The 19894-nt window shown below is 67.2% G+C and carries 21 protein-coding genes; 16 read left to right on the forward strand and 5 right to left on the reverse strand.

Features of this window, described 5'->3' with window-relative positions:
• Positions 1–87: 87 nt before the first annotated feature.
• Both rlmKL and V3B46_RS04575 read right to left on the reverse strand, forming a co-directional pair.
• On the reverse strand, positions 88–2226 hold the full coding sequence (rlmKL, locus tag V3B46_RS04570; RefSeq protein WP_329891238.1) for a bifunctional 23S rRNA (guanine(2069)-N(7))-methyltransferase RlmK/23S rRNA (guanine(2445)-N(2))-methyltransferase RlmL: 2139 nt from the start codon (positions 2224–2226) through the stop codon (positions 88–90).
• Between the two features lie 145 nt (positions 2227–2371).
• Entirely contained in the window at positions 2372–2899 is a 528-nt protein-coding gene (locus V3B46_RS04575) for an alpha/beta hydrolase (RefSeq protein ID WP_154262954.1), read from the reverse strand.
• Between the two features lie 72 nt (positions 2900–2971).
• Between V3B46_RS04575 and V3B46_RS04580 the strand changes: the two genes are divergently transcribed.
• Complete coding sequence (locus V3B46_RS04580; protein ID WP_329891239.1) at positions 2972–3538, forward strand: N-acetylmuramoyl-L-alanine amidase; 567 nt, start codon at positions 2972–2974, stop codon at positions 3536–3538.
• Between the two features lie 172 nt (positions 3539–3710).
• Here the strand turns inward: V3B46_RS04580 and V3B46_RS04585 are convergent, their stop codons facing one another.
• The 3 genes from V3B46_RS04585 to V3B46_RS04595 form a co-directional block, all read right to left on the reverse strand.
• Positions 3711–4613, reverse strand: a complete 903-nt coding sequence (locus V3B46_RS04585; RefSeq protein ID WP_329891240.1) for a sulfurtransferase — start codon at positions 4611–4613, stop codon at positions 3711–3713.
• Positions 4610–5413 (reverse strand): CoA pyrophosphatase, encoded by an 804-nt coding sequence (locus V3B46_RS04590; RefSeq protein WP_329891241.1) that lies wholly within the window; start codon positions 5411–5413, stop codon positions 4610–4612. The genes V3B46_RS04585 and V3B46_RS04590 overlap by 4 nt, the downstream gene beginning before the upstream one ends.
• A 136-nt stretch (positions 5414–5549) precedes the next feature.
• Positions 5550–6251: an FKBP-type peptidyl-prolyl cis-trans isomerase gene (locus tag V3B46_RS04595; protein WP_032127896.1), complete on the reverse strand. Its 702-nt coding sequence runs from the start codon at positions 6249–6251 to the stop codon at positions 5550–5552.
• A gap of 167 nt (positions 6252–6418) precedes the next feature.
• On the opposite strand from V3B46_RS04595, the gene V3B46_RS04600 reads away from it, so the two are divergent.
• The 15 genes from V3B46_RS04600 to rnt all read left to right on the forward strand — a co-directional run bounded on the left by V3B46_RS04600 (position 6419) and on the right by rnt (position 19728).
• Complete coding sequence (locus V3B46_RS04600) at positions 6419–7201, forward strand: enoyl-CoA hydratase/isomerase family protein (RefSeq protein WP_154262947.1); 783 nt, start codon at positions 6419–6421, stop codon at positions 7199–7201.
• Between the two features lie 4 nt (positions 7202–7205).
• Positions 7206–7559, forward strand: a complete 354-nt coding sequence (locus V3B46_RS04605; protein ID WP_329891242.1) for a hypothetical protein — start codon at positions 7206–7208, stop codon at positions 7557–7559.
• A complete protein-coding gene (nth, locus tag V3B46_RS04610) occupies positions 7559–8245 on the forward strand; it encodes an endonuclease III (RefSeq protein WP_154262945.1) in 687 nt (228 codons plus the stop codon). The genes V3B46_RS04605 and nth overlap by 1 nt, the downstream gene beginning before the upstream one ends.
• A 215-nt stretch (positions 8246–8460) precedes the next feature.
• The gene (locus V3B46_RS04615; RefSeq protein ID WP_100471791.1) at positions 8461–9672 is read left to right on the forward strand and encodes an OprO/OprP family phosphate-selective porin; all 1212 of its coding nucleotides are present in this window, start codon (positions 8461–8463) and stop codon (positions 9670–9672) included.
• 232 nt (positions 9673–9904) lie between these two features.
• Complete coding sequence (gene pstS / locus V3B46_RS04620) at positions 9905–10921, forward strand: phosphate ABC transporter substrate-binding protein PstS (protein WP_100471790.1); 1017 nt, start codon at positions 9905–9907, stop codon at positions 10919–10921.
• Positions 10922–11508: 587 nt separating this feature from the next.
• On the forward strand, positions 11509–12597 hold the full coding sequence (gene pstS / locus V3B46_RS04625; protein WP_329891243.1) for a phosphate ABC transporter substrate-binding protein PstS: 1089 nt from the start codon (positions 11509–11511) through the stop codon (positions 12595–12597).
• An 82-nt stretch (positions 12598–12679) separates the two neighbouring features.
• Positions 12680–13648: a phosphate ABC transporter permease subunit PstC gene (gene pstC, locus V3B46_RS04630; protein ID WP_154262943.1), complete on the forward strand. Its 969-nt coding sequence runs from the start codon at positions 12680–12682 to the stop codon at positions 13646–13648.
• A complete protein-coding gene (gene pstA, locus V3B46_RS04635; protein WP_032127902.1) occupies positions 13648–14511 on the forward strand; it encodes a phosphate ABC transporter permease PstA in 864 nt (287 codons plus the stop codon). The genes pstC and pstA overlap by 1 nt, the downstream gene beginning before the upstream one ends.
• 19 nt (positions 14512–14530) lie before the next feature.
• The gene (gene pstB, locus V3B46_RS04640) at positions 14531–15361 is read left to right on the forward strand and encodes a phosphate ABC transporter ATP-binding protein PstB (RefSeq protein ID WP_005408788.1); all 831 of its coding nucleotides are present in this window, start codon (positions 14531–14533) and stop codon (positions 15359–15361) included.
• Positions 15362–15426: 65 nt separating this feature from the next.
• Complete coding sequence (gene phoU, locus V3B46_RS04645) at positions 15427–16134, forward strand: phosphate signaling complex protein PhoU (RefSeq protein WP_014036547.1); 708 nt, start codon at positions 15427–15429, stop codon at positions 16132–16134.
• Positions 16135–16394: 260 nt separating this feature from the next.
• On the forward strand, positions 16395–16751 hold the full coding sequence (locus V3B46_RS04650) for a hypothetical protein (RefSeq protein WP_154262941.1): 357 nt from the start codon (positions 16395–16397) through the stop codon (positions 16749–16751).
• The gene (locus V3B46_RS04655) at positions 16738–17613 is read left to right on the forward strand and encodes an HvfB family MNIO-type RiPP peptide maturase (protein ID WP_154262940.1); all 876 of its coding nucleotides are present in this window, start codon (positions 16738–16740) and stop codon (positions 17611–17613) included. Before V3B46_RS04650 ends, V3B46_RS04655 begins: the two co-directional genes overlap by 14 nt.
• A complete protein-coding gene (locus tag V3B46_RS04660; protein WP_329891244.1) occupies positions 17606–18361 on the forward strand; it encodes an HvfC family RiPP maturation protein in 756 nt (251 codons plus the stop codon). The genes V3B46_RS04655 and V3B46_RS04660 overlap by 8 nt, the downstream gene beginning before the upstream one ends.
• 25 nt (positions 18362–18386) lie before the next feature.
• Complete coding sequence (locus V3B46_RS04665) at positions 18387–18908, forward strand: HvfX family Cu-binding RiPP maturation protein (protein ID WP_329891245.1); 522 nt, start codon at positions 18387–18389, stop codon at positions 18906–18908.
• Between the two features lie 169 nt (positions 18909–19077).
• Positions 19078–19728 carry a ribonuclease T gene (rnt, locus tag V3B46_RS04670; RefSeq protein ID WP_404830428.1) on the forward strand — a complete coding sequence of 217 codons (651 nt, stop codon included), beginning with the start codon at positions 19078–19080 and terminating at the stop codon, positions 19726–19728.
• Positions 19729–19894 lie beyond the last annotated feature (166 nt).

Genomic DNA, 19894 nt, shown 5'->3' on the forward strand with positions numbered 1-19894 from the left:
GGCCCGCTCGCACAAACCCCCCCCCCCCCGGCGCGCCCCCCCCCCCCCCCGGGGGGGGGGCCCCCCCCCCCCCCCCCCCCGACGGACTTACCCCAACCGCTTCAGTTCCCACGCGCGGTGGATGCGCGCGTTGCGCTCGAAATCCGGGCCGATGGTGCGTGCGGTGATCTCGCGGCACTGGGCGAATTCGGCGATGGCGTTCTCTTCGAGCTTGAAGCGGCGGAAGTTGTTGGAGAAGTACAGCACGCCACCCGGCGCCAGCCGCGCCACCGCCGCGCGCAGCAGCTTCAACTGCTCGCGTTGCACGTCGAAGTCATCGGCGCGTGCGGAGTTGGAGAAGGTCGGCGGATCGCAGAAGATCACGTCGTACTGGCCACGGTCGCCTTCCAGCCAGGCCATCGCATCGGCCTGCACCAGCAGGTGCTGGTTGCCACCCTGCCCGTTCAACGCCAGGTTGTCGTAGCACCACTGCAGGTAGGTGGCGGACAGGTCGACGCTGGTGGTGCTGGCGGCCCCGGCTACCGCCGCCTGCACGCTGGCCACGCCGGTGTAGCAGAACAGGTTGAGGAAGCGCTTGCCACGCGCCTGCTCGGCCATCATCCGGCGCAGCGGGCGGTGGTCGAGGAACAGGCCGGTGTCAAGGTAGTCGAACAGATTCACCTGCAGCAGCGCGTTGTTCTCGCGCACCACGATGAATTCGTCACGCTGCTCGAAGCGGCCGTACTTGCTGCCGCCCTTGCCGCGCTCGCGCGACTTCATCGACACCTGCTCCGGCGGCACGCCGAACACTTCACGCGCAGCGGCCAGCAGTTCGTTGCGGCGACGGCGCACGTCGTTCTCCGGAATGGCAGCCGGTGCGGCGTATTCCTGCACATGCAGGAAGGTACGGCGCTTGCCGCCGTCTTCCTCGTAGACGTCAATTGCGGCTGCGTACTCCGGCAGGTCGGCGTCATAGGCGCGGAAGCAGGTGATGTCCTCGCGGGCACGCCAGCTCTTGAACTTCTTCAGGTTCTTGCGCAGGCGGTTGGCCACCATCTGCGCACCTTCGCTCAGCTCGCGCGGCTGCGCCGGATCACGGCCCGGCACGGCAATCGGGTCACAGACGATCAGCGCGCATTCCAGCGCACCGTTGAACATCTGGTACTTCTTGCCCGCGCGCAGGCCGGTGGCGAAGGCCAGCTCGTCGTTGCCGCACAGCAGGCTGGCGCGCCACTGCGGCACCGCCTTCTGCAGGGCATTGCCGAGCGCGCGGTACAGCGCCGGATCAGCGGCCAGGCGCTCGTCGTAAGGCGGGTTGCAGACCACCGCACCGATCTCCTGCTCCGGCGCGGCCAGGTCGGCCACATCGGCGCGGGTGAAGCGGATCGCGTGGGCGACACCGGCCACCTCGGCATTCTCGCGTGCCGCCTGGATCGCAGTCGGGTCGATGTCGCTGCCGTGGATGACCGGCTTCAGCGCGGCCAGGCCTGCGGCCTCACGGTCACGCGCTTCGCTCTGGATGGCCTTCCAGGCAGCCTTGTCGAAGCCCAGCCAGCGGCTCGGCGGCAGGCTGCCATGGCGCATCAGGCCGGGAGCAACGTCGGCGGCCATCAGCGCGCCCTCGATCAGCAGCGTGCCGCTGCCGCACATCGGGTCCAGCAGGCCGCCACCGGCGGCGTGCAGGCGCGGCCACTGCGCGCGCAGCAGCAGCGCGGCAGCCAGGTTTTCCTTCAGCGGTGCCTCGTGGGCGGCGCCGCGCCAGCCACGGCGATGCAGCGGGCCGCCGCCGAGGTCGATCGACAGAGAAGCACGGCCTTTGCGCAGTGACAGGTTGACCCGCACATCCGGCAGGTCGGTGTTGACCGACGGGCGCTCCAGGCCTTCATCACGCATGCGGTCGACGATGGCGTCCTTGATCCGCTGCGCGGCAAAGCGGGCATGGGTGATCTTGTCGCCCGACACGTGCGCGTCCACCGCCAGGGTCATCTCCGGCTTGATGTGCTCATGCCACGGCAGCGCACGCACGCCGTCGTACAGGGCCTGCTCGTCCGGGCACTCGAACTCGTCGATCGGCCACAGCACGCGGCTGGCCAGGCGCGACCACATCACGATCCGCAGCGCCTGCTCCAGTTCGCCTTCGGCGTTGACGCCGGCAATGGTGGCAGTGGCCTTGCCAAGGCCCAGGGCCGACAGTTCATCGGCAAGCAGGTATTCCAGGCCCTTGGCGCAGGAGACGAAGAATTTCACAGGATCGGTTCGCAGGTGGTCGGGCGCGGCACAGGGGCCGGGCCAGTCGGAAAGGAGGGCCGTAGGCACGGCCGGCAGGCCCGCGCCGGGGACGGCGGGGCTGCCATTGTAGTCAATGCGGGCGGGCGCGCCGTGCGCCCGGGCTTCACAGTTGCCGCAGCAGGCGCTCGAAGGCCTGCGCGGAGGCCTCCACGTGGTGCTCCAGGCGATGGCCGTCGTCGACCAGCAGCAACTGCGCCGAACGCGCCTGCGCCCAGGCAATCACCCCGGCGGCAGGTACCACGTCGTCATGCCAGGCCTGGACTACGGTGGTCGGCACGGCGGCGGCGTCCAGCGCCGGCATCGGGCCCATGGTGGTCGGCGGCACCATCAGGAACAGGCCGGCCACCGGTACCTGCAGTGAGGCGATGGCAGAGATGTAGGCACCCAGGCTGGAGCCGGCCAGCACCACCGGGCCGTGCTGGGCAGCGATGGCGGTGCGTTCGACCAGGCGGCGCAGGCGGGTCGGCACATCGCCCACCCGGCTGACCTCGCTCATCGCGTCCAGGTCGGTGTAGTCCGGGCGCTCGTGGGTCCAGCCCAGGCGCTGCGCCACGTCGGCCAGTGCGGTGACCTTGGTCGCTTCCGGGCCGCTCTCGAAGCCATGCGACAGGATGCAGTGGCCGCGGCTCATGCACGTGCTCCGTGCGAGCGGGCCAACGAGGAAAAGGAAGGCAGGTTCATGCCGCAATGCTAGCATCGCCGGATGCCCAACCCGCTCCTGCCCGGCCTGCAGCTGCAGCCCCTGCCTTACGAAGACCGCCTGCCGCTGCGCGACCCGGCCACGCTGGAGATGGTGGTGATCCACTGCACCGAGCTGCCCGATCTGGCGATGGCCCGTGAGTACGGCGAGCGCGTGCTGTATGACAGCGGCGCCGGCAACAGCGGCCACTTCTACATCGACCGCGATGGCAGCGTGTTGCAGTACGTGGCACCGGAACGCGTGGCCCACCACGTACGCGGCATGAACGCACATACGCTGGGCATCGAGCTGGTCAACACCGGGCGCTACCCGGACTGGTTCGACAGCCGCCAGCAGGCGATGGACGAGCCCTACACCGAAGCACAGCTGCAGGCGCTGGAGCAGCTGTTGCTGGCGCTGGTAGCGCGCTACCCGTCGCTGCGGCAGATTGCCGGGCATGACCAGCTGGATCTGGAGCAGGTGCCGGCCAGCGATGACCCAACGCTGATGGTGGCGCGCAAGCGTGATCCGGGGCCATTGTTCCCGTGGGCGCGGGTGCTGGCGAAGGTGCCGCTGCAGCCGGTTGGGTGAGGGTTTGCAGGGCGGCGCCCTGCACCCGCAGAGGCAACGTCAACGTCAAGAGCTGGCATTCCGTGGGATGGCGGGGCGGATCCCGTTGCTACGCAACGGGCTCTGACCCCGATTTACGCTCGATGGGGTCAGAGCCGTTTTCCGTTGGAAAACGGATCCGACCCCGCGCGGCTCAGGCGCCGCTGGCGACCGGGCGGCTGCTGTCGCTGACCCACCCGCTCCACGAATCGGCGTAGATGCGCGCGCCGGGCAAGCCCGCCGCTTCCATCGCCAGCAGCAGGTGGCAGGCGGTCACGCCGGAGCCGCACATCAGCACCACCTGCTGCGGATCACGGTTGCCGATCACGCCCTGCAGTTCGGCACGCAGTTCCTGTGCATCGCGCAGGCGGCCGTCGGCGACGTTCAACGCGAACGGGCGGTTGACCGCACCGGGCACATGACCGGCTACCGGATCCAGCGGCTCCACTTCGCCGCGGAAGCGCTCGCCTGCGCGTGCGTCGACCAGCCAGCCCGGCGCGTGCTTCAGACGTGCGCTGATTTCATCAGCATTGGCGATCTGGGTGGTGTCGAAGCGGCCCGGGTAAGCTGGCAGCGCGGTCACTTCATCCTGCCCCGTCGCCAAAGGATGCCCTGCGCTCTGCCACGCGGCGATACCACCATCAAGCACGGCCACCTTGCTGTGCCCGATCAGGCGCAGCAGCCACCACAGGCGAGAGGCAGCCATGCTGCCATCGCTGCCGTCGTAGACCACCACCTGGGTGTCGGGACCGATGCCCCACTGGCCGAGCTTCGCGGCGAAGGCATCGCTGTCCGGCAGCGGGTGACGGCCGTGGCCGCTACGGGTCAGATCCGACAGGTCCCGATTGAGATCGGCATACACCGCGCCCGGAACATGCCCCGCCCGATACTGGCCGCTACCCGCCTGCGGATCGGCCAGCGAAGCACGGGCATCGACCACGCGCAGGGCGGTGCTGGCGGTAGCACGTGCGTCGACTACACGTACGCCTTCACCCAATGCAGCAGCCAGGCTGGCGACATCGACCAGAGTGGTCCACGGCGGATTGATCGGCTTCATTGCACTTGCTCCAGGCGGCGACGCAGGTTGTAGAGAATGGCGGCGGTCGCGCCCCATATACGCTGGCCGGGCCAGCCGTATTCGAGGACGTGGCGGATTCGGCCGCGATGATTGATTTCGACCTGGCGCAGGTTGTCGGCCGCCATCAGGTAGTCCAGCGGCACCTCGAACACCTCGGCCACCTCGCTGGGCTGCGGCACCGGCACGAAATCCGGATCGACCACGGCCACCACCGGCGTGACCCGATAGCCGGTGATGGTCACGAAGGGATCGAGATAACCCAGCGCCTGCACCTGGCCCGGCGCCAGTGCGATTTCTTCCTGGCTCTCGCGCAGCGCGGCCGCCAGCGCGTCGCGGTCATCGGGTTCGGTGCGTCCGCCGGGGAAGCCGACCTGGCCACCATGCTGGCGCAGGGTTTCGGTGCGACGGGTGAGGATGACCTGTGCGCCGTTGGCGCGTGGCACGATGCCGGCCAGTACGGCAGCTTCCACGGGTGGCCCTGGCGGCAGCAGGTCACTCAGTTCGCTGCGGTTCCAGCCGTCGCCGGCAGGCGGCTCGGCCAGTGGATGCAGCGCGCGTATCAGGCGTTCGTGATCAGCCAGCGAGCCGCGCAGTGATTGCTGCAGCTGTTCACGCAGAGGTTGCACGCGATGCAGGATGCGGCTGCGTTCCTCGTTGCTCATCGACGACCACCGTGCGATTTCATCGATGTGCCGCCCGCAGCCGGTGCATTGCCGGTCCGGATCCAGCGTGCACACTCCGATGCAGGGACTTGCGACAACACGCGCCGTTTTTTCCATTGTTTGCACCCGACAACAGTAGCGCGATCGGGCTGAATTTGCGCGGGGTCAAGATGCGGTGCATGACAGCGTCGCGCTCCGCGCAAACAAAAACGCGCCGGTGGGATCACCGGCGCGTTTCGTTTACCGCTTCGATTTACTTGACGCTGACCAGCTTGATCTCGAACTGCACAGCCACGTTCGGCGGGAACGGGGTGCGCGGGTCGGCACCGTAGGCCTGGTCCGGCGGCAGGGTGACTTCCCACTTCGAGCCTGCCGGCATCTGCAGCAGGGTCTCGCGCATGGCCTTCATTTCGACTTCGCTGACCTTGATCGACGGAATCTGCTGGGCCGGGCGGGCTTCGGTCGGGCGCTGGCCGTACGGGAACGGACCGGCCACTTCCAGCTGCACGGTGCTGGCCTGGGTCGGCTTGGCGCCCTTGCCGGCTTCGATCACGCGGTACTGGACGCCGCTCGGCAGGGACTGCACGCCGGCCTTGGCCTTGTTGGCCGCGATGAACTGATCGCTCTTGGTCTTGTTTTCGGCAGCAGCCTTTTCGTACTCGGCCTTGGCAGCCTGGGCACGGCCCTGCTCGCGCTTCTGGAACGCTTCAACGGCCGGCTTCAGCTGGTCGGCGGTGATCGCCGGCTGCTTCTTGGCGTAGGCGTCCTGCAGGCCCTTCACCACCGAGTTGATGTCCAGCTGCTCACCACGACCGGTCAGCTCCGCCAGGTTGTTGCCGTAGTCGTAACCGAAGTAGTAGCTCAGCTTGCCCTTTTCGGACGAGACGTCCTGGGCGAAGGCATTGCCCGTCAGGGCCAGGGCCGCGACGGCGACCGCGATAGAACGCAACTTCATCAAACAGTTCTCCAGGGGTGGTAACTCAGGGACGTTCTGCGCCGCCCTGAGGCGACGGGTTAGGATAACGGGCACAACGTGTAACCGCTACTCACGATGCAGGCTAAGACCCGTCTGCGTTGGCGGAGTTCAATCTCACTTTTTTTTAACGTTTCAGGAGTTTCCCCGTGGCCGATGCCCTGATCGCTGTCGCCGACGATGGCGCCATCCGCACCGTGACCGTCCAGCGCCCGGACAAGCTCAACGCCTTGAATGCCGCGACCCTGCAGGCGCTGACCGAGGCATTCAGCGCCGCCGCTGCCGACCCGGACGTGCGCGTGGTGGTGCTGACCGGTGCCGGTCCGAAGGCTTTCGTGGCCGGGGCCGACATCGCCGAGATGAACACACTCAGTGCGGTTCAGGGACGTGATTTCTCCCTGCTCGGCCAGGCCCTGATGCGCCAGATCGAGCGCATGCCCAAGCCGGTGATCGCGCGCGTGAACGGCTTCGCCCTGGGCGGCGGCCTGGAACTGGCCATGGCCTGCCACCTGCGCATCGCCGCCGATACCGCCAAGGTCGGCCAACCGGAGATCAACCTCGGCCTGATTCCCGGCTTCGGCGGCAGCCAGCGCCTGCTGCGCCTGTGCGGCCGCGCCGCCGCCCTGGAGCTGTGCCTGCTGGGTGCACCGATCAACGCCGCGCGTGCGCTGGAACTGGGCATCGTCAACGAGGTGGTGCCCACCGATGCGCTGGACAACCGTGTGCAGGACATCGCGCGCCAGCTGGCACGCTCGGCCCCGCTGGCCCTGCGTGGCCTGCTCGACGCGGTACACGTGGGTGGCGAATGCAGCCTGGAGGCTGGGCTGGAGTACGAAAGCGCGCAGTTCGGCCTGCTGTTCGCCACCGAAGACATGCGCGAAGGCACCAGCGCCTTCCTGCAGCGCCGCCCGCCTGCCTTCCAGAACCGCTGACGCCATGGCATCCCGACCCAACCCCGCGCAGCTGTTCGCCCGGGTCCAGGCAGACGATCTCGATGGCGCCCTGCAGGCCGGACTGATGGACTACGTCGCCCGTGCCGGCGACGAACAGCTGCTGCCCGGCCACCCGGACCTTCCGCGACGCCTGCAGCAGGCGCAACAGCAGTTGCACGCGGCATGGGCCGCACGCGAACGCTACCGTGCGCGTGCGGTGCGGCTGGCACGGCGCGAAGCCGAGCGCGATGCACGCCGCACCCCGGCCCCGGCGCCGGACGTGAAACCCGCCCTGCCCGCCGCAGCGGCCGCCATCCTCGCCCGGGCCAAGGCCCGTGCCGCTGGCAAGGAGCAGTAATGGCCACTGCGAAGAAGATCCCGCGCGCGCCGGCGCGACGCGGTGGCAGCATGCCGCGCGCCGACGTGGTGGAGATGTTCACCCGCCTGCGCGAACTCAATCCGCACCCGAAGACCGAACTGGAGTACAGCTCGCCGTTCGAACTGCTGGTGGCGGTCGCGCTGTCGGCGCAGGCCACCGACGTGGGCGTCAACAAGGCCACGCGCCGCCTGTTTCCGGTGGCCAATACCCCGGCAAAGATCCTCGCGCTTGGCGAGGACGGGCTGAAGCGGTACATCGCCACCATCGGTCTGTTCAACGCCAAGGCAAAGAACGTGATCGCCACCTGCGCGATCCTGCTGGAGAAGCACGGCGGCGAAGTGCCGCGCGATCGCGATGAACTGGAAGCGCTGCCGGGCGTGGGCCGCAAGACCGCCAACGTGGTGCTCAACACTGCGTTCGGTGAGCCGGTGATGGCGGTGGACACGCATATCTTCCGCGTCGCCAACCGCACCGGGCTGGCCCCTGGAAAGAACGTGCGCGAGGTCGAGGATCGGCTGGTCAAGGCGATTCCGGCGGAATTCCTTCTCGATGCGCACCACTGGCTGATCCTGCATGGGCGCTACGTGTGCAAGGCCCGCAAGCCCGATTGCCCGGGATGCGTGATTGCCGATCTTTGCCGGTTCAAGGAAAAAACCGTGGCCTAGCCCGCCGGCCTGGGATCGGGAAAAGCATCCACGGATGGCGCGGATGTACTGCAATCCGTGCGCAACGGCAGCGTCACATGCAAGCGCTTACATCAGCGGGCCCTGCCGTGACCGGGCCTGCGGCGGATTGCGCTCGTGCGCGAACTGTCACATTTACGCAATCTTCACGATCTAGCCTGCGCGCATCTTCCCACCTGCCTGCAAGGCTCCTCTCCATGAAACTGCATCACCAACTCCTGACGGTCGCCGTGGCTGCTGCGCTGTATGTGCCGGCTGCACACGCCGAAGTCGCCATCGACGTGATCGGCGGTTCGGAAATCACCTTCGAAGGCCTGGTCCAGGCCGACGGCAACTGGTTCGACAACGACCTGACCGACCTCAACGGTGGCGACGCCGGCAACGGCAAGAACAGCGAATTCGAACTGCGTCGCGCCGAGCTGGTGCTGAAGGGCAAGGGCCCGGGCAACGTGGAATGGGTGGTCGGCTATGACGCCAAGGCCGACAAGTTCCTCGACACCAACGTGAAGTACAAGCTGCTGGGCAACGCCAACCACTTCATCCAGGTCGGCCAGTTCAAGCAGCCCAACAGCCTGGAAGAGCTGTCCAGCACCAAGAACAACGACTTCATTTCCAAGGCCGCTGTCACCAACACCTACGCCGTGGCCCGCCGCCTCGGCGGCGCCTACAGTTATGGCCAGGACAACTGGTCGATCACGGCCAGCGCCTTCGGCCGCGAACTGACCCGCAACCTGGCCCATGGCAGCGGCTACGGCGCGCGTGGCACCTTTGCCCCGATCAACGAAAAGGGCCAGGTCCTGCACTTCGGCCTGAGCTACGTCGACTACGACACCGACGCGGACACCCTGCGCGTGCGCGCCCGCCCGAACGCCGACCTGGCCACCGCGCGCCTGGTCGATGGCGGCAACATGACCGACACCGACCGCGTCAGCACCATCGGCGCCGAAGCGATGTACTTCCAGGGCCCGTTCAAGGCCCAGGCCGAGTACTACACCAGCAAGGCCAAGCGTTACGCCCATGACAACTACACCAGCGACGGTTATTACGTCAGCGGCGTGTGGAATGTCACCGGCGAAACCTGGAGCTACAAGGGCGGCACCCCGGGCACCGGTCTGCCGAACAACCCGGCCGGCGGCCAGTGGCAGCTGGGCGTGCGCTACGACCACATGGATCTGAACGACGGCAACCTCGCCGCCAACCCGGTGGCCGGTCGTCCGCCGATCGTCGATGGCGTGCTGGGCGGCAAGATGGACATCTGGACCGTCGGCGCCAACTGGTACTGGCGCTCGAACTTCAAGCTGATGCTCAACTACGTGATGGTCGACAGCAAGAAGTACAGCTCCTCGGCCCGCGGCTTCGTCAACGACGACCCGAACATCCTGGAAGCCCGCGCGCAGTTCTTCTGGTAAGGCCAGCTGCCTGCGTTCGACCGCGAAGGCACGGCTCCGGCCGTGCCTTCTTCGTCGCAACGTTGCCCGCGCTGCGGCGGGATGCAGCACTGGATACAGCCGACAGCGCCCTTCATGACGCGTGTCACATCCGCGTCATATGACAGACGCGGGCGTGTCACGCAACCGTTATGCAATGTGCATCGAAACGTCGGGCAACCGCCCCTCGACCACCACCCCAGGAGTCTCTCCCGTGATCCACGCCTTCAAGTCGCGCGCCGCTGTCGCCATCCTGGCCGCATCGTCCGTGTTCGCCGCCAACGCCGCCGATATCACCGGCGCGGGCGCCTCGTTCATCTATCCGGTCATGTCCAAGTGGTCGGCCGACTACAGCACCGCGACCGGCAAGAAGGTCAACTACCAGTCGATCGGTTCCGGCGGTGGCATTGCGCAGATCAAGGCCAAGACGGTTGATTTCGGCTCCTCCGACGCGCCGTTGAAGCCGGAAGACCTGGCCGCCTCGGGCCTGGCACAGTTCCCGTCGGTGATCGGTGGCGTGGTGCCGGTGGTCAACGTGGCCGGCATCGCTCCGGGCGCGCTGAAGCTCGATGGCGCCGTGCTGGCCAACATCTTCCTGGGCAAGATCAAGACCTGGAACGACCCGGCCATCGCCGCGCTGAACCCCGGCCTGACCCTGCCGAACGCCAAGGTCACCGTCGTGCACCGTTCGGACGGTTCGGGCACCACCTTCAACTTCGTCAACTACCTGTCCAAGGTCAGCCCGGAGTGGAAGAGCTCGGTCGGTGAAGGCACCTCGGTGCAGTGGCCTGCCGGCATCGGCGGCAAGGGCAATGAAGGCGTTGCCGCGTACGTGAAGCAGATCAAGGGCGGCATCGGCTACGTTGAACTGTCCTATGCGCTGCAGAACAAGCTCTCGTACACCGCGATGAAGAACGCCGCCGGCAAGTTCGTGCAGCCGAGCGACACCTCGTTCGCCGCCGCGGCCGCCAGCGCCGACTGGGCCAACGCCAAGGACTTCTACCTGGTGATGACCAACGCCCCGGGCGCTGAATCCTGGCCGATCACCGCCACCAACTTCATCCTGGTGCAGAAGGCCCCGAAGAACGCTGCCAACGGCAAGGCGACCCAGGAGTTCTTCCGCTGGGTCTACAAGAACGGTGACGCGCAGGCCCGCCAGCTGGACTACGTGCCGCTGCCGGACAGCCTGGTGCGCCAGATCGAAACCTACTGGACCCAGAACCTGAAGTAAGCGCGTTCCCCCGCAGGAACGGGATCGGCGGGTCCTCTCTCCCCCGCCGATCCCACCCGGGCGCGAGATCCTCGAGATCTCGCGCTCTTCTTGTTTTTGGGGGTTGGTCGTGAAGAGCGCTGCGCCTTCGCTGATCCGTGGGGGAGTCGGTGGGCCAGGGCGTGCAGTACACGCCGTAAACCCCGCTCCGCGGTCCGGCCCAGCCGCTGGCGGCTGTGCGTTCAGGCGCTTGCGAGGCAGTGCCTCGCAGGCAAAGCGCCCTCACCCTTGGGGGCTCGGCCACGGCATCCATGCCGTGGACGGTCCTGCACGCCCTGGCCCACCGCCTCTCGACAGTTCATCGGGGGCGCGGTGGGGTCATGAAAGGCATGAGCAAAGGCAAGAGCGTTTGTAGAGCCCCGGCCGTCATACCGGTGCGCAGATACGGGGTCTTCGGGGGTCTCCGGGACCGCGGTCGACCCCGTGAAACCCTTGTCAGAACGTGATCCAGGACACCTCTGTCATGGTCGTAATACGGCTGTAACAAAAACATCATTTCATAGCCGCATCCGCCGACGCCGTCGGCTCTACCCCGCTATGGAGTGACCATGAAACTGCACTCGGCCGGCCTTGCCGCCCTTTCCCTGGCCATCGCCCTGGGCCTGTCGGCCTGCGGTGGCGACAAGCAGGCAGCGCAGCAGCCGGCTGCCGACGGTGCCGCCGCCCCGGCCGCTGCCGGTGCCAAGGTGACCGCCGAAGTGTCCGGTGCCGGCGCTTCCTTCATTTTCCCGCTGGTCTCCAAGTGGTCGGCTGACTACAACGCCCGCACCGGCGCCAAGATCAACTACCAGTCGATCGGCTCCGGCGGCGGCATCGCCCAGATCAAGGCCGGCACCGTCGACTTCGGTTCCTCCGACAAGCCGCTGAGCAGCGAAGAGCTGGCCCAGGCCGGCCTGGCGCAGTTCCCGTCCGCCATCGGCGGCGTGGTGCCGGTGGTCAACATCGAAGGCCTGGAAGCCGGCAAGCTGCGCCTGAGCGGCGCCCTGCTGGCCGACATCTTCCTGGGCAAGGTCAAGACCTGGAACGATCCGGCCATCGTCGCTGCCAACCCGGGCGTGAAGCTGCCGGACGGCAAGATCACCCTGGTCCACCGTTCGGACGGTTCGGGCACCACCTTCAACTTCTCCAACTACCTGTCCAAGGTCAGCCCGGAGTGGAAGAGCAAGGTCGGCGAAGGCACTTCGGTGCAGTGGCCGGACGGCGTCGGGGGCAAGGGCAATGAAGGCGTCGCTTCCTACGTGAAGCAGATCAAGGGCTCGATCGGCTACGTCGAACTGGCCTACGCGCTGCAGAACGGCATGCCGTACACCGCCATGCAGAACGCGGCCGGCAACTGGGTCGAGCCGAGCGCGGAAACCTTCGCCGCCGCGGCCGCCAGCGCCGACTGGGCCAGCGCCAAGGACTTCAACCTGGTCATCACCAACGCCCCGGGCGAGCAGGCGTGGCCGATCACCGCCACCAACTTCATGCTGATGCAGAAGCAGCCGAAGGACGCCAAGCGCAACCAGGACACCCTGGCCTTCTTCAAGTGGGCCTTCGAAAACGGCCAGGCCCAGGCCAACGAGCTGCACTACGTGCCGCTGCCGGCCGAACTGGTCAAGCAGATCGAGGCCTACTGGGCGACCGACCTGAAGTGATGGACACGACGGTGCCCGCCCCGCGCGGGCACCGCCTCTTCCACGCCGTGCCGCCCCGCCCCTTCCTGGCCCTGCCGTCCCCATGAATGCCATCGCCCAGCCTGTAGCAGCCCCGTCCACGCGTGATACGCGTGATGCCCGCAACGACAAACTGTTCCGATGGGTGCTGGTCGGCACCGTCATCTTCGTCCTGATCGCCCTGGCCTGCGCCGCGCTGTCGATGCTGTGGGGCGGCCGTCATGCCCTGCAGATGCAGGGCCTGAGCTTCTTCTTCTCCGCCGACTGGAATCCGGTCGAAAACAAATTCGGCGCCCTCGCCCCGATCTACGGCACCCTGGTCACTGCGATCATCGCGATGGTCATCGCCGTGCCGGTCAGCTTCGGCATCGCCTTCTTCCTCACCGAAGTCGCGCCGCGCTGGCTGCGTGGCCCGATCGGTACCGCCATCGAACTGCTGGCCGGCATCCCCTCGATCATCTACGGCATGTGGGGCCTGTTCGTGCTGGTGCCGGTGATGACCGAGTACGTCACCCCGTTCCTCAACGAGACGCTGGGCGAATGGCCGGTCATCGGCCCGCTGTTCCAAGGCCCGCCGCTGGGCATCGGCATGCTTACCGCCGGTTTCGTGCTGGCCATCATGGTCATTCCGTTCATCTCCTCGGTGATGCGCGAAGTGTTCCTGACCGTACCGACCCGCCTGAAGGAATCGGCTTACGCGCTCGGCTCCACCAAGTGGGAAGTGAGCTGGGACATCGTCCTGCCCTACACCCGTTCGGCGGTGATCGGCGGCATCTTCCTCGGCCTTGGCCGCGCCCTGGGCGAGACGATGGCGGTGGCCTTCGTGATCGGCAACAGCGTGCGCCTGTCGCCGTCGCTGCTGGAACCGGGCACCACCATCGCCGCGCTGATCGCCAACGATTTCGGCGAAGCCACTGAAACCTACCGCTCGGCCCTGCTGCTGCTCGGCTTCGTCCTCTTCATCGTCACCTTCGTGGTGCTGGCCATCGCCCGCCTGATGCTGATGCGCCTGTCCCGCAAGGAGGGCAACTGATGTCCACCACCGCTGATTCGCTGTACCTGCGCCGCCGCATCGGCAACGTCGTTGCGATCACCGCCTCCTGCGCCACCGCCCTGTTCGGCCTGTTCTTCCTCGGCTGGATCCTGTTCACCCTGGCTTCCAAGGGCCTGGCCGGCATCAACTGGGATCTGTTCACCAAGATGACGCCGCCGCCGATGCAGGAAGGAGGCCTTGCCAACGCCTTCTTCGGCAGCGCGGTGATGTGTGCGCTGGCGATCGGCATCGGCACCCCGCTGGGCGTGCTGGCCGGCACCTGGCTGGCCGAGTACGGCAACGCCCGCAAGGCCGGCACCGTGGTCCGCTTCGTCAACGACATCCTGCTGTCGGCCCCGTCCATCGTGCTTGGCCTGTTCGTCTACACCCTGTACGTGATGCAGACCGGCGGCAATTTCTCGGCGTTCGCCGGTGCCCTGTCGCTGGCCTTCATCGTGCTGCCGGTGGTGGTGCGCACCACCGACGAGATGCTGCGCCTGGTGCCCTCGCAGATGCGTGAGGCTGCGCTGTCGCTGGGTATTCCGCAGTGGAAGGTGATCGTGCAGGTGCTGTACCGCAGTGCCTCGGCCGGCATCATCACCGGCATCCTGCTGGCCCTGGCCCGCATCTCCGGCGAGACCGCTCCGCTGCTGTTCACCGCCTTCGGCAACCAGTACTGGAACAACAACATCTTCCAGCCGATGGCCTCGGTGCCGGTGGTGATGAACCAGTTCGCCGGCAGCCCGTATGAATCCTGGCAGGTGCTTGCCTGGGCCGGTGCCCTGGTGCTGACTGTCTTCGTGTTGCTGGTCAGCCTTGCCGCCCGCGGCATCCTGCTGCGCAACCGTATCTCCCATGACTGACCTTTCCGTGGATAACGCCATGAACGACCTTTCCAACGCCGTGCCGATGCAGCGCATCGCCGTGCCGTCCTCGCACGAGAGCCTGCACACGCCGTCGCCGGTGAAGCTGGCTGCGCGCGGACTGGACTTCTACTACGACAAGTTCCATGCCCTGAAGGGCATCAACCTGGAGATCCCGGAAAAGCGCGTGACCGCGCTGATCGGTCCCTCCGGCTGCGGCAAGTCCACGCTGCTGCGCATCTTCAACCGCATCTACGCGCTGTACCCGAAGCTGGAGGCGCGTGGTGAGGTGCTGCTGGACGGCGAGAACATCCTGTCGCCGAAGTACCCGATGAACCGCCTGCGCAGCAAGGTCGGCATGGTGTTCCAGAAGCCGGTGCCGTTCCCGATGACCATCTTCGAGAACGTGGCCTACGGCATCCGCCACCACGAGAAGCTGAGCAAGGCCGACATGGCCGACCGCGTCGAGCAGGCACTGCGCCAGGGCGCGCTGTGGGACGAAGTGAAGGACAAGCTGGGGCAGAGCGCACTGGGCCTGTCCGGTGGCCAGCAGCAGCGCCTGTGCATCGCCCGTGCCGTGGCCCTGCGCCCGTCCGTGCTGCTGCTGGACGAGCCGACCTCGGCGCTGGACCCGATCTCGACCAGCCGCATCGAGCAGCTGGTGGAAGAACTCAAGCACGAGTACACGATCGTGATCGTCACCCACAACATGCAGCAGGCCGCGCGCGTGTCCGACTACACCGCCTTCATGTACCTGGGCGACCTGATCGAGCACGACCGTACCGAAGTGATCTTCTCGCAGCCGTCGCAGCGGCAGACCGAGGACTACATCACCGGTCGCTTCGGCTGATCGACGCCGCTCCTTAGCCACATGTCCCAGCCAGGCATGGCCTGGCTCTACCCGGATTGCAGACCATGAATCTTCCCAACGACCACATCGTCAAGAGCTACGACGAAGAGCAGCAGCGCCTGGTGGCCGAAATCGTGCGCATGGGCGAAATGGCCGTCGCCCAGCTCGAAGCGGCGATGGACGTGATCGAGAAGCGCGACGAGAACGCCGCCCATCGCATCATCGCCAACGACGAAGCGATCGATGCGCTTGAGCAGCAGATCAGCCACGACGTGATGCGCTTGGCGCTGCGTGGCCCGATGGCGCGCGACCTGCGCGAGATCCTGGCAGGCCTGCGCATCCCGGCCGACATCGAACGCATCGGCGACTATGCAGCGAACGTGGCCAAGCGTTCGATCGCGCTGGGCAAGGTGCCGCCGCTGCCGCAGATCCAGGGCCTGCGTGCGCTGGGTCGCCTGGCCGCGCAGCAGGTGCGCCGCGCCATTGCCGCCTACCGCGACAACGATGCCGATGCCGCGCTGGAACTGCGTGAGGACGACGCACGCCTGGACGCGCAGTACACCGCGCTGTTCCGCGAGCTGCTGACTTACATGATGGAAGACCCGCGCAACATCACTCCGTGCACGCACCTGCTGTTCATGGCCAAGAACCTGGAGCGCGTGGGCGACCACGCCACCAACATCGCCGAGAACGTGTGGTTCCTGGTGCATGGCGAGCAGCCGCTGCCGCCGCGCGAAAAGCGCGACGAGACCTCCAGCACCGGGCAGCCCTGACGCTGCACTGCAACACCGGAGTTGACTCCAAGGTGGCCGCTGTCCTGGTGACAGCGGCCTTCTTGTTTCTGGGCATTCCGGCAATTCATCCACGCATGGCGTGGATCCATCGGGAACCGTGTTCCCCCTTCTGTAACAAACCTCACGAAAATTTGAGGTCTTGGCGAGGATTCGTTGAGTAGGATCGCTGCACCATCGATTCCACCGGCATCCCTGCCGGCGACCCGGGCAGCCGCCCACACCACCCAGGAGCACCACCGATGAGCAGTTCCAACAAGACCCTGTCCCTGCTGACTGCTACCGCCCTGGCCGCCGGCCTGGGCATGACCGCCAGTGCCTCGGCCCTGAGCATGAGTGACCTGGCCCAGGGCTATCTGGTCGCTGGCCAGGCCGCCAAGGCCAGCACCGACGCCAAGGCAGCAGATACCAAGATGGCCGCGGACGCGACCAAGCACGCCGAAGGCAAATGTGGTGCCGACGGCAAGACTGCCGAAGGCAAATGCGGCGCCGACAAGGGCAAGGCCGCCGGTGCTGCGGCAGGCGCCAAGGCCAAGAGCGGAGACAAGAAGTCGGCCGAGGGCAAGTGCGGCGAAGGCAAGTGCGGTGCCAAGCACTGACGTCCGCGCCAGCGCCGTCCACCTGCGGTCGCCGCTTCGTGCGGCGGCCGCCGGGTTGGGTCTGCGCCGGGCGCTGCTGCAGGATCTGCGCGACGCACCGGCGGGTGACTTTGATTTCCTCGAATGTGCGCCGGAGAACTGGATTCACGTCGGCGGTCCCGCCGGTGATGCACTGGCCGAACTGGCGCAGCGCCATCCGTTGAGCTGCCACGGCCTGTCGTTGTCGCTGGGCGGCAGCGCGCCGCTGGATACGCAGCTGCTGGAACAGGTCGGCCAGTTCCTCGAAAAGCACCGCGTGCCGCTGTACAGCGAGCACCTGAGCTACTGCAGCGACGACGGTCACCTGTACGACCTGCTGCCGATTCCGTTCACCGACGAAGCAGTGCGCCATACCGCCGCGCGCATCGCCCGCGTGCAGGACCTGCTGGGTCGCCGCATCGCGGTGGAAAACGTGTCCTACTATCTGGCACCGGAACCGGCGATGGACGAACTGGCCTTCACCAATGCCGTGCTCGCCGAGGCCGACTGCGACCTGTTGCTCGACGTCAACAACGTCTACGTCAACGCCTGCAACCATGGCTACGACGCAGACACCTTCATTGCCGGGCTGCCCGCAGAGCGCATCGTCTGCCTGCACGTGGCCGGGCACCTGGACGAGGCACCGGACCTGAAGATCGATACCCATGGCAGCGCGGTGATCGACCCGGTCTGGGACCTGCTGGCGCGTACCTACGCGCGCATCGGCCCACGCCCCACCCTGCTCGAGCGCGATTTCAACTTCCCACCCTACGCCGAACTGCAGGGCGAACTGCAGACCATCCGCCGCCTGCAGGCCCACCATGCCGGGGTCGCCCATGGCTGATACCTCCCACACCCTGCGCGCGCAGCAGCACGCGTTCACCGCGCACCTGCGTGATCCGCAGGCGGTGGCCGCACCGGTAGGACTGGAACCCCGCCGGGTCGCGGTGTACCAACGGCTGCTGTTCAACAATCTGCTCGGCCTGTTGAGCAACGGCTTCCCGGTCTGCGTGCGCCTGCTCGGCGAACCGGCCTGGAGCACACTGGTGCGCCGGTACTTCGCCACCCATCGCTGCCAGACGCCGCTGTTCACCGAACTGGCTGCCGAATTCGTGCAGTGGCTGCAGGCACAGCCGCAGCTGCCGCACCCGGCGTTGGCCGAACTGGCCCACTACGAGTGGGTGGAAACCGCGCTGTACCAGCTGGCCGCCGAGCCCCTGCCGCCCGCGGGAGACATCGATCCGCTGCAGGTACCGCTGCAGCGCTCGCCGCTGGCGTGGCCGCTGCTGTACCAGTGGCCGGTGCACCGGCTGGGTGCCGAGGATGCACCGTCACAACCGCCGGCCGAACCGACCGGCCTGCTGGTCCGCCGCGAGGCCGATGGCGAAGTGCGCTTCGCCGTGCTCAGCCCGCTGGCGGTGTACCTGCTGTCCAGCATCGGGGAACACCCCGGCCTTGATGGTCATGCCTACCTGCAGCACCTGGCAGCCGCGCACGGCCTGGCCGAGGATGCGCTGGCCGGACCCGGTGCCGCGCTGCTGCAGCAGTTCCTGCAGGCCGGCGTGATCGGCCCGCTCGCAGTCCCCAGCTGACGTCCCTTCCCCCGGAGAACCGCCGATGAACATTCCGACCCTGGCCACCGCGCGCGGCCAGCTGGACCGTCTCGCCCCCTGGTTGGCCCCGCTCGGCCTGCGCCTGCTGCTGGCCTGGGAATACTTCGAATCCGGCCGCGAGAAACTGAACGGCCAGAACTGGTTCGCCGACCTGCAGGACGCCTTCCCGTTCCCGTTCGACCAGCTACCGGCCGCCCTGAACTGGCAGCTCGCCACGTGGTTCGAACTGATCGGCGCGGCTTGCCTGCTGGTTGGCTTCGGCACCCGGTTTGCCGCCGCCAGTCTGCTGGTACTGACCGTAGTGGCTACCTATGCGGTGCATTGGCCGATGGAGTGGAACTCGCTGGCCGACCTCGCCATGGGCTACGCGATCACTGACCAGGGCTTCGGCAATTTCAAGCTGCCGGTGCTGTTCATGGCGATGCTGCTGCCGCTGATCTTCACCGGCGCCGGCAAGCTGAGTCTGGACGCGTGGTTGGCGCGGTGGTCTCCCTCGGCCACGCCTGCGCGGCCAGCAGTCCGGTAGATGCCGACCTTGGTCGGCGCGCACCGTGCCAACCAAGGTTGGCACCTACCGGAATCCTGAGCGCGCGGTGCACCGGTGGGTGTCGACCTTGGTCGACACACTCCTGCGCAGGGAAACCGTGCGCCACAGGCTGGCCGGGCGCTCAGGGTCGCTCTGCTAGAATTCACGCATGACTGACCCCACCCCCGCACCTGCCGCCGCTCCCGATTCCGTAGTACCCCAGGCGCAGCGCGCGATGTCACAACGCTTCCGCGGCTTCCTGCCGGTGGTGGTGGATGTGGAAACCGGCGGCTTCGACAGCCAGCGCAATGCGCTGCTGGAAATCGCCGCCGTGCCGATCGAGATGGACGAGAACGGCCTGCTCTACCCTGGCCAGACCGCCAGCGCCCACGTGGTGCCGGCCGAGGGCCTGGAGATCGATCCGAAATCACTGGAAGTGACCGGCATCATCCTCGACCACCCGTTCCGGCTGGCCAAGGAAGAGAAGGCCGCGCTGGACCACATTTTCACCCCGGTGCGTGCAGCGATGAAGAAATACGGCTGCCAGCGCGCGATCCTGGTCGGCCACAACGCTCATTTCGACCTCGGGTTCGTCAACGCGGCGGTGGCGCGGACCGGCCACAAGCGCAACCCGTTCCATCCGTTCAGCGTGTTCGACACGGTGACCCTGGCCGGCATCGCCTACGGGCAGACCGTGCTGGCGCGTGCCGCCACGGCCGCCGGGCTGGGCTGGGATGCGAACGAGGCGCACAGCGCGGTGTACGACACCGAGCAGACCGCGCGGTTGTTCTGCACCATCGCCAACGCCTGGCCGCGGTGAAGTAGCCAACGGCGGAGCTCCTCGTGGCGTGAAGCGAATCATCGATTGGGCCGGGGGGGGGGGGGGGGGGGGGGGGGGGGGGGGGGGGGGGGGGGGGGGGGGGGGGGGGGGGGGGGGGGGGGGGGGGGGGGGGGGGGGGGGGCGGGCGCGGGGGGGCGGGGGGGGG

This window comes from Stenotrophomonas sp. SMYL11, from assembly GCF_036320005.1.
GTDB lineage: Bacteria > Pseudomonadota > Gammaproteobacteria > Xanthomonadales > Xanthomonadaceae > Stenotrophomonas > Stenotrophomonas maltophilia_A.

Bases quoted from the DNA above. Each gene is read 5' to 3' on its own strand.
- V3B46_RS04575 (WP_154262954.1), bottom strand. From the start codon at position 2,899: ATGAGCCGCGGCCACTGCATCCTGTCGCATGGCTTCGAGAGCGGCCCG.
- V3B46_RS04580 (WP_329891239.1), top strand. From the start codon at position 2,972: ATGCCCAACCCGCTCCTGCCCGGCCTGCAGCTGCAGCCCCTGCCTTAC.
- V3B46_RS04585 (WP_329891240.1), bottom strand. From the start codon at position 4,613: ATGAAGCCGATCAATCCGCCGTGGACCACTCTGGTCGATGTCGCCAGC.
- V3B46_RS04590 (WP_329891241.1), bottom strand. From the start codon at position 5,413: ATGGAAAAAACGGCGCGTGTTGTCGCAAGTCCCTGCATCGGAGTGTGC.
- V3B46_RS04595 (WP_032127896.1), bottom strand. From the start codon at position 6,251: ATGAAGTTGCGTTCTATCGCGGTCGCCGTCGCGGCCCTGGCCCTGACG.
- V3B46_RS04605 (WP_329891242.1), top strand. From the start codon at position 7,206: ATGGCATCCCGACCCAACCCCGCGCAGCTGTTCGCCCGGGTCCAGGCA.
- nth (WP_154262945.1), top strand. From the start codon at position 7,559: ATGGCCACTGCGAAGAAGATCCCGCGCGCGCCGGCGCGACGCGGTGGC.
- V3B46_RS04615 (WP_100471791.1), top strand. From the start codon at position 8,461: ATGAAACTGCATCACCAACTCCTGACGGTCGCCGTGGCTGCTGCGCTG.
- pstS (WP_329891243.1), top strand. From the start codon at position 11,509: ATGAAACTGCACTCGGCCGGCCTTGCCGCCCTTTCCCTGGCCATCGCC.
- pstC (WP_154262943.1), top strand. From the start codon at position 12,680: ATGAATGCCATCGCCCAGCCTGTAGCAGCCCCGTCCACGCGTGATACG.
- pstA (WP_032127902.1), top strand. From the start codon at position 13,648: ATGTCCACCACCGCTGATTCGCTGTACCTGCGCCGCCGCATCGGCAAC.
- pstB (WP_005408788.1), top strand. From the start codon at position 14,531: ATGAACGACCTTTCCAACGCCGTGCCGATGCAGCGCATCGCCGTGCCG.
- phoU (WP_014036547.1), top strand. From the start codon at position 15,427: ATGAATCTTCCCAACGACCACATCGTCAAGAGCTACGACGAAGAGCAG.
- V3B46_RS04650 (WP_154262941.1), top strand. From the start codon at position 16,395: ATGAGCAGTTCCAACAAGACCCTGTCCCTGCTGACTGCTACCGCCCTG.
- V3B46_RS04660 (WP_329891244.1), top strand. From the start codon at position 17,606: ATGGCTGATACCTCCCACACCCTGCGCGCGCAGCAGCACGCGTTCACC.
- V3B46_RS04665 (WP_329891245.1), top strand. From the start codon at position 18,387: ATGAACATTCCGACCCTGGCCACCGCGCGCGGCCAGCTGGACCGTCTC.
- rnt (WP_404830428.1), top strand. From the start codon at position 19,078: ATGACTGACCCCACCCCCGCACCTGCCGCCGCTCCCGATTCCGTAGTA.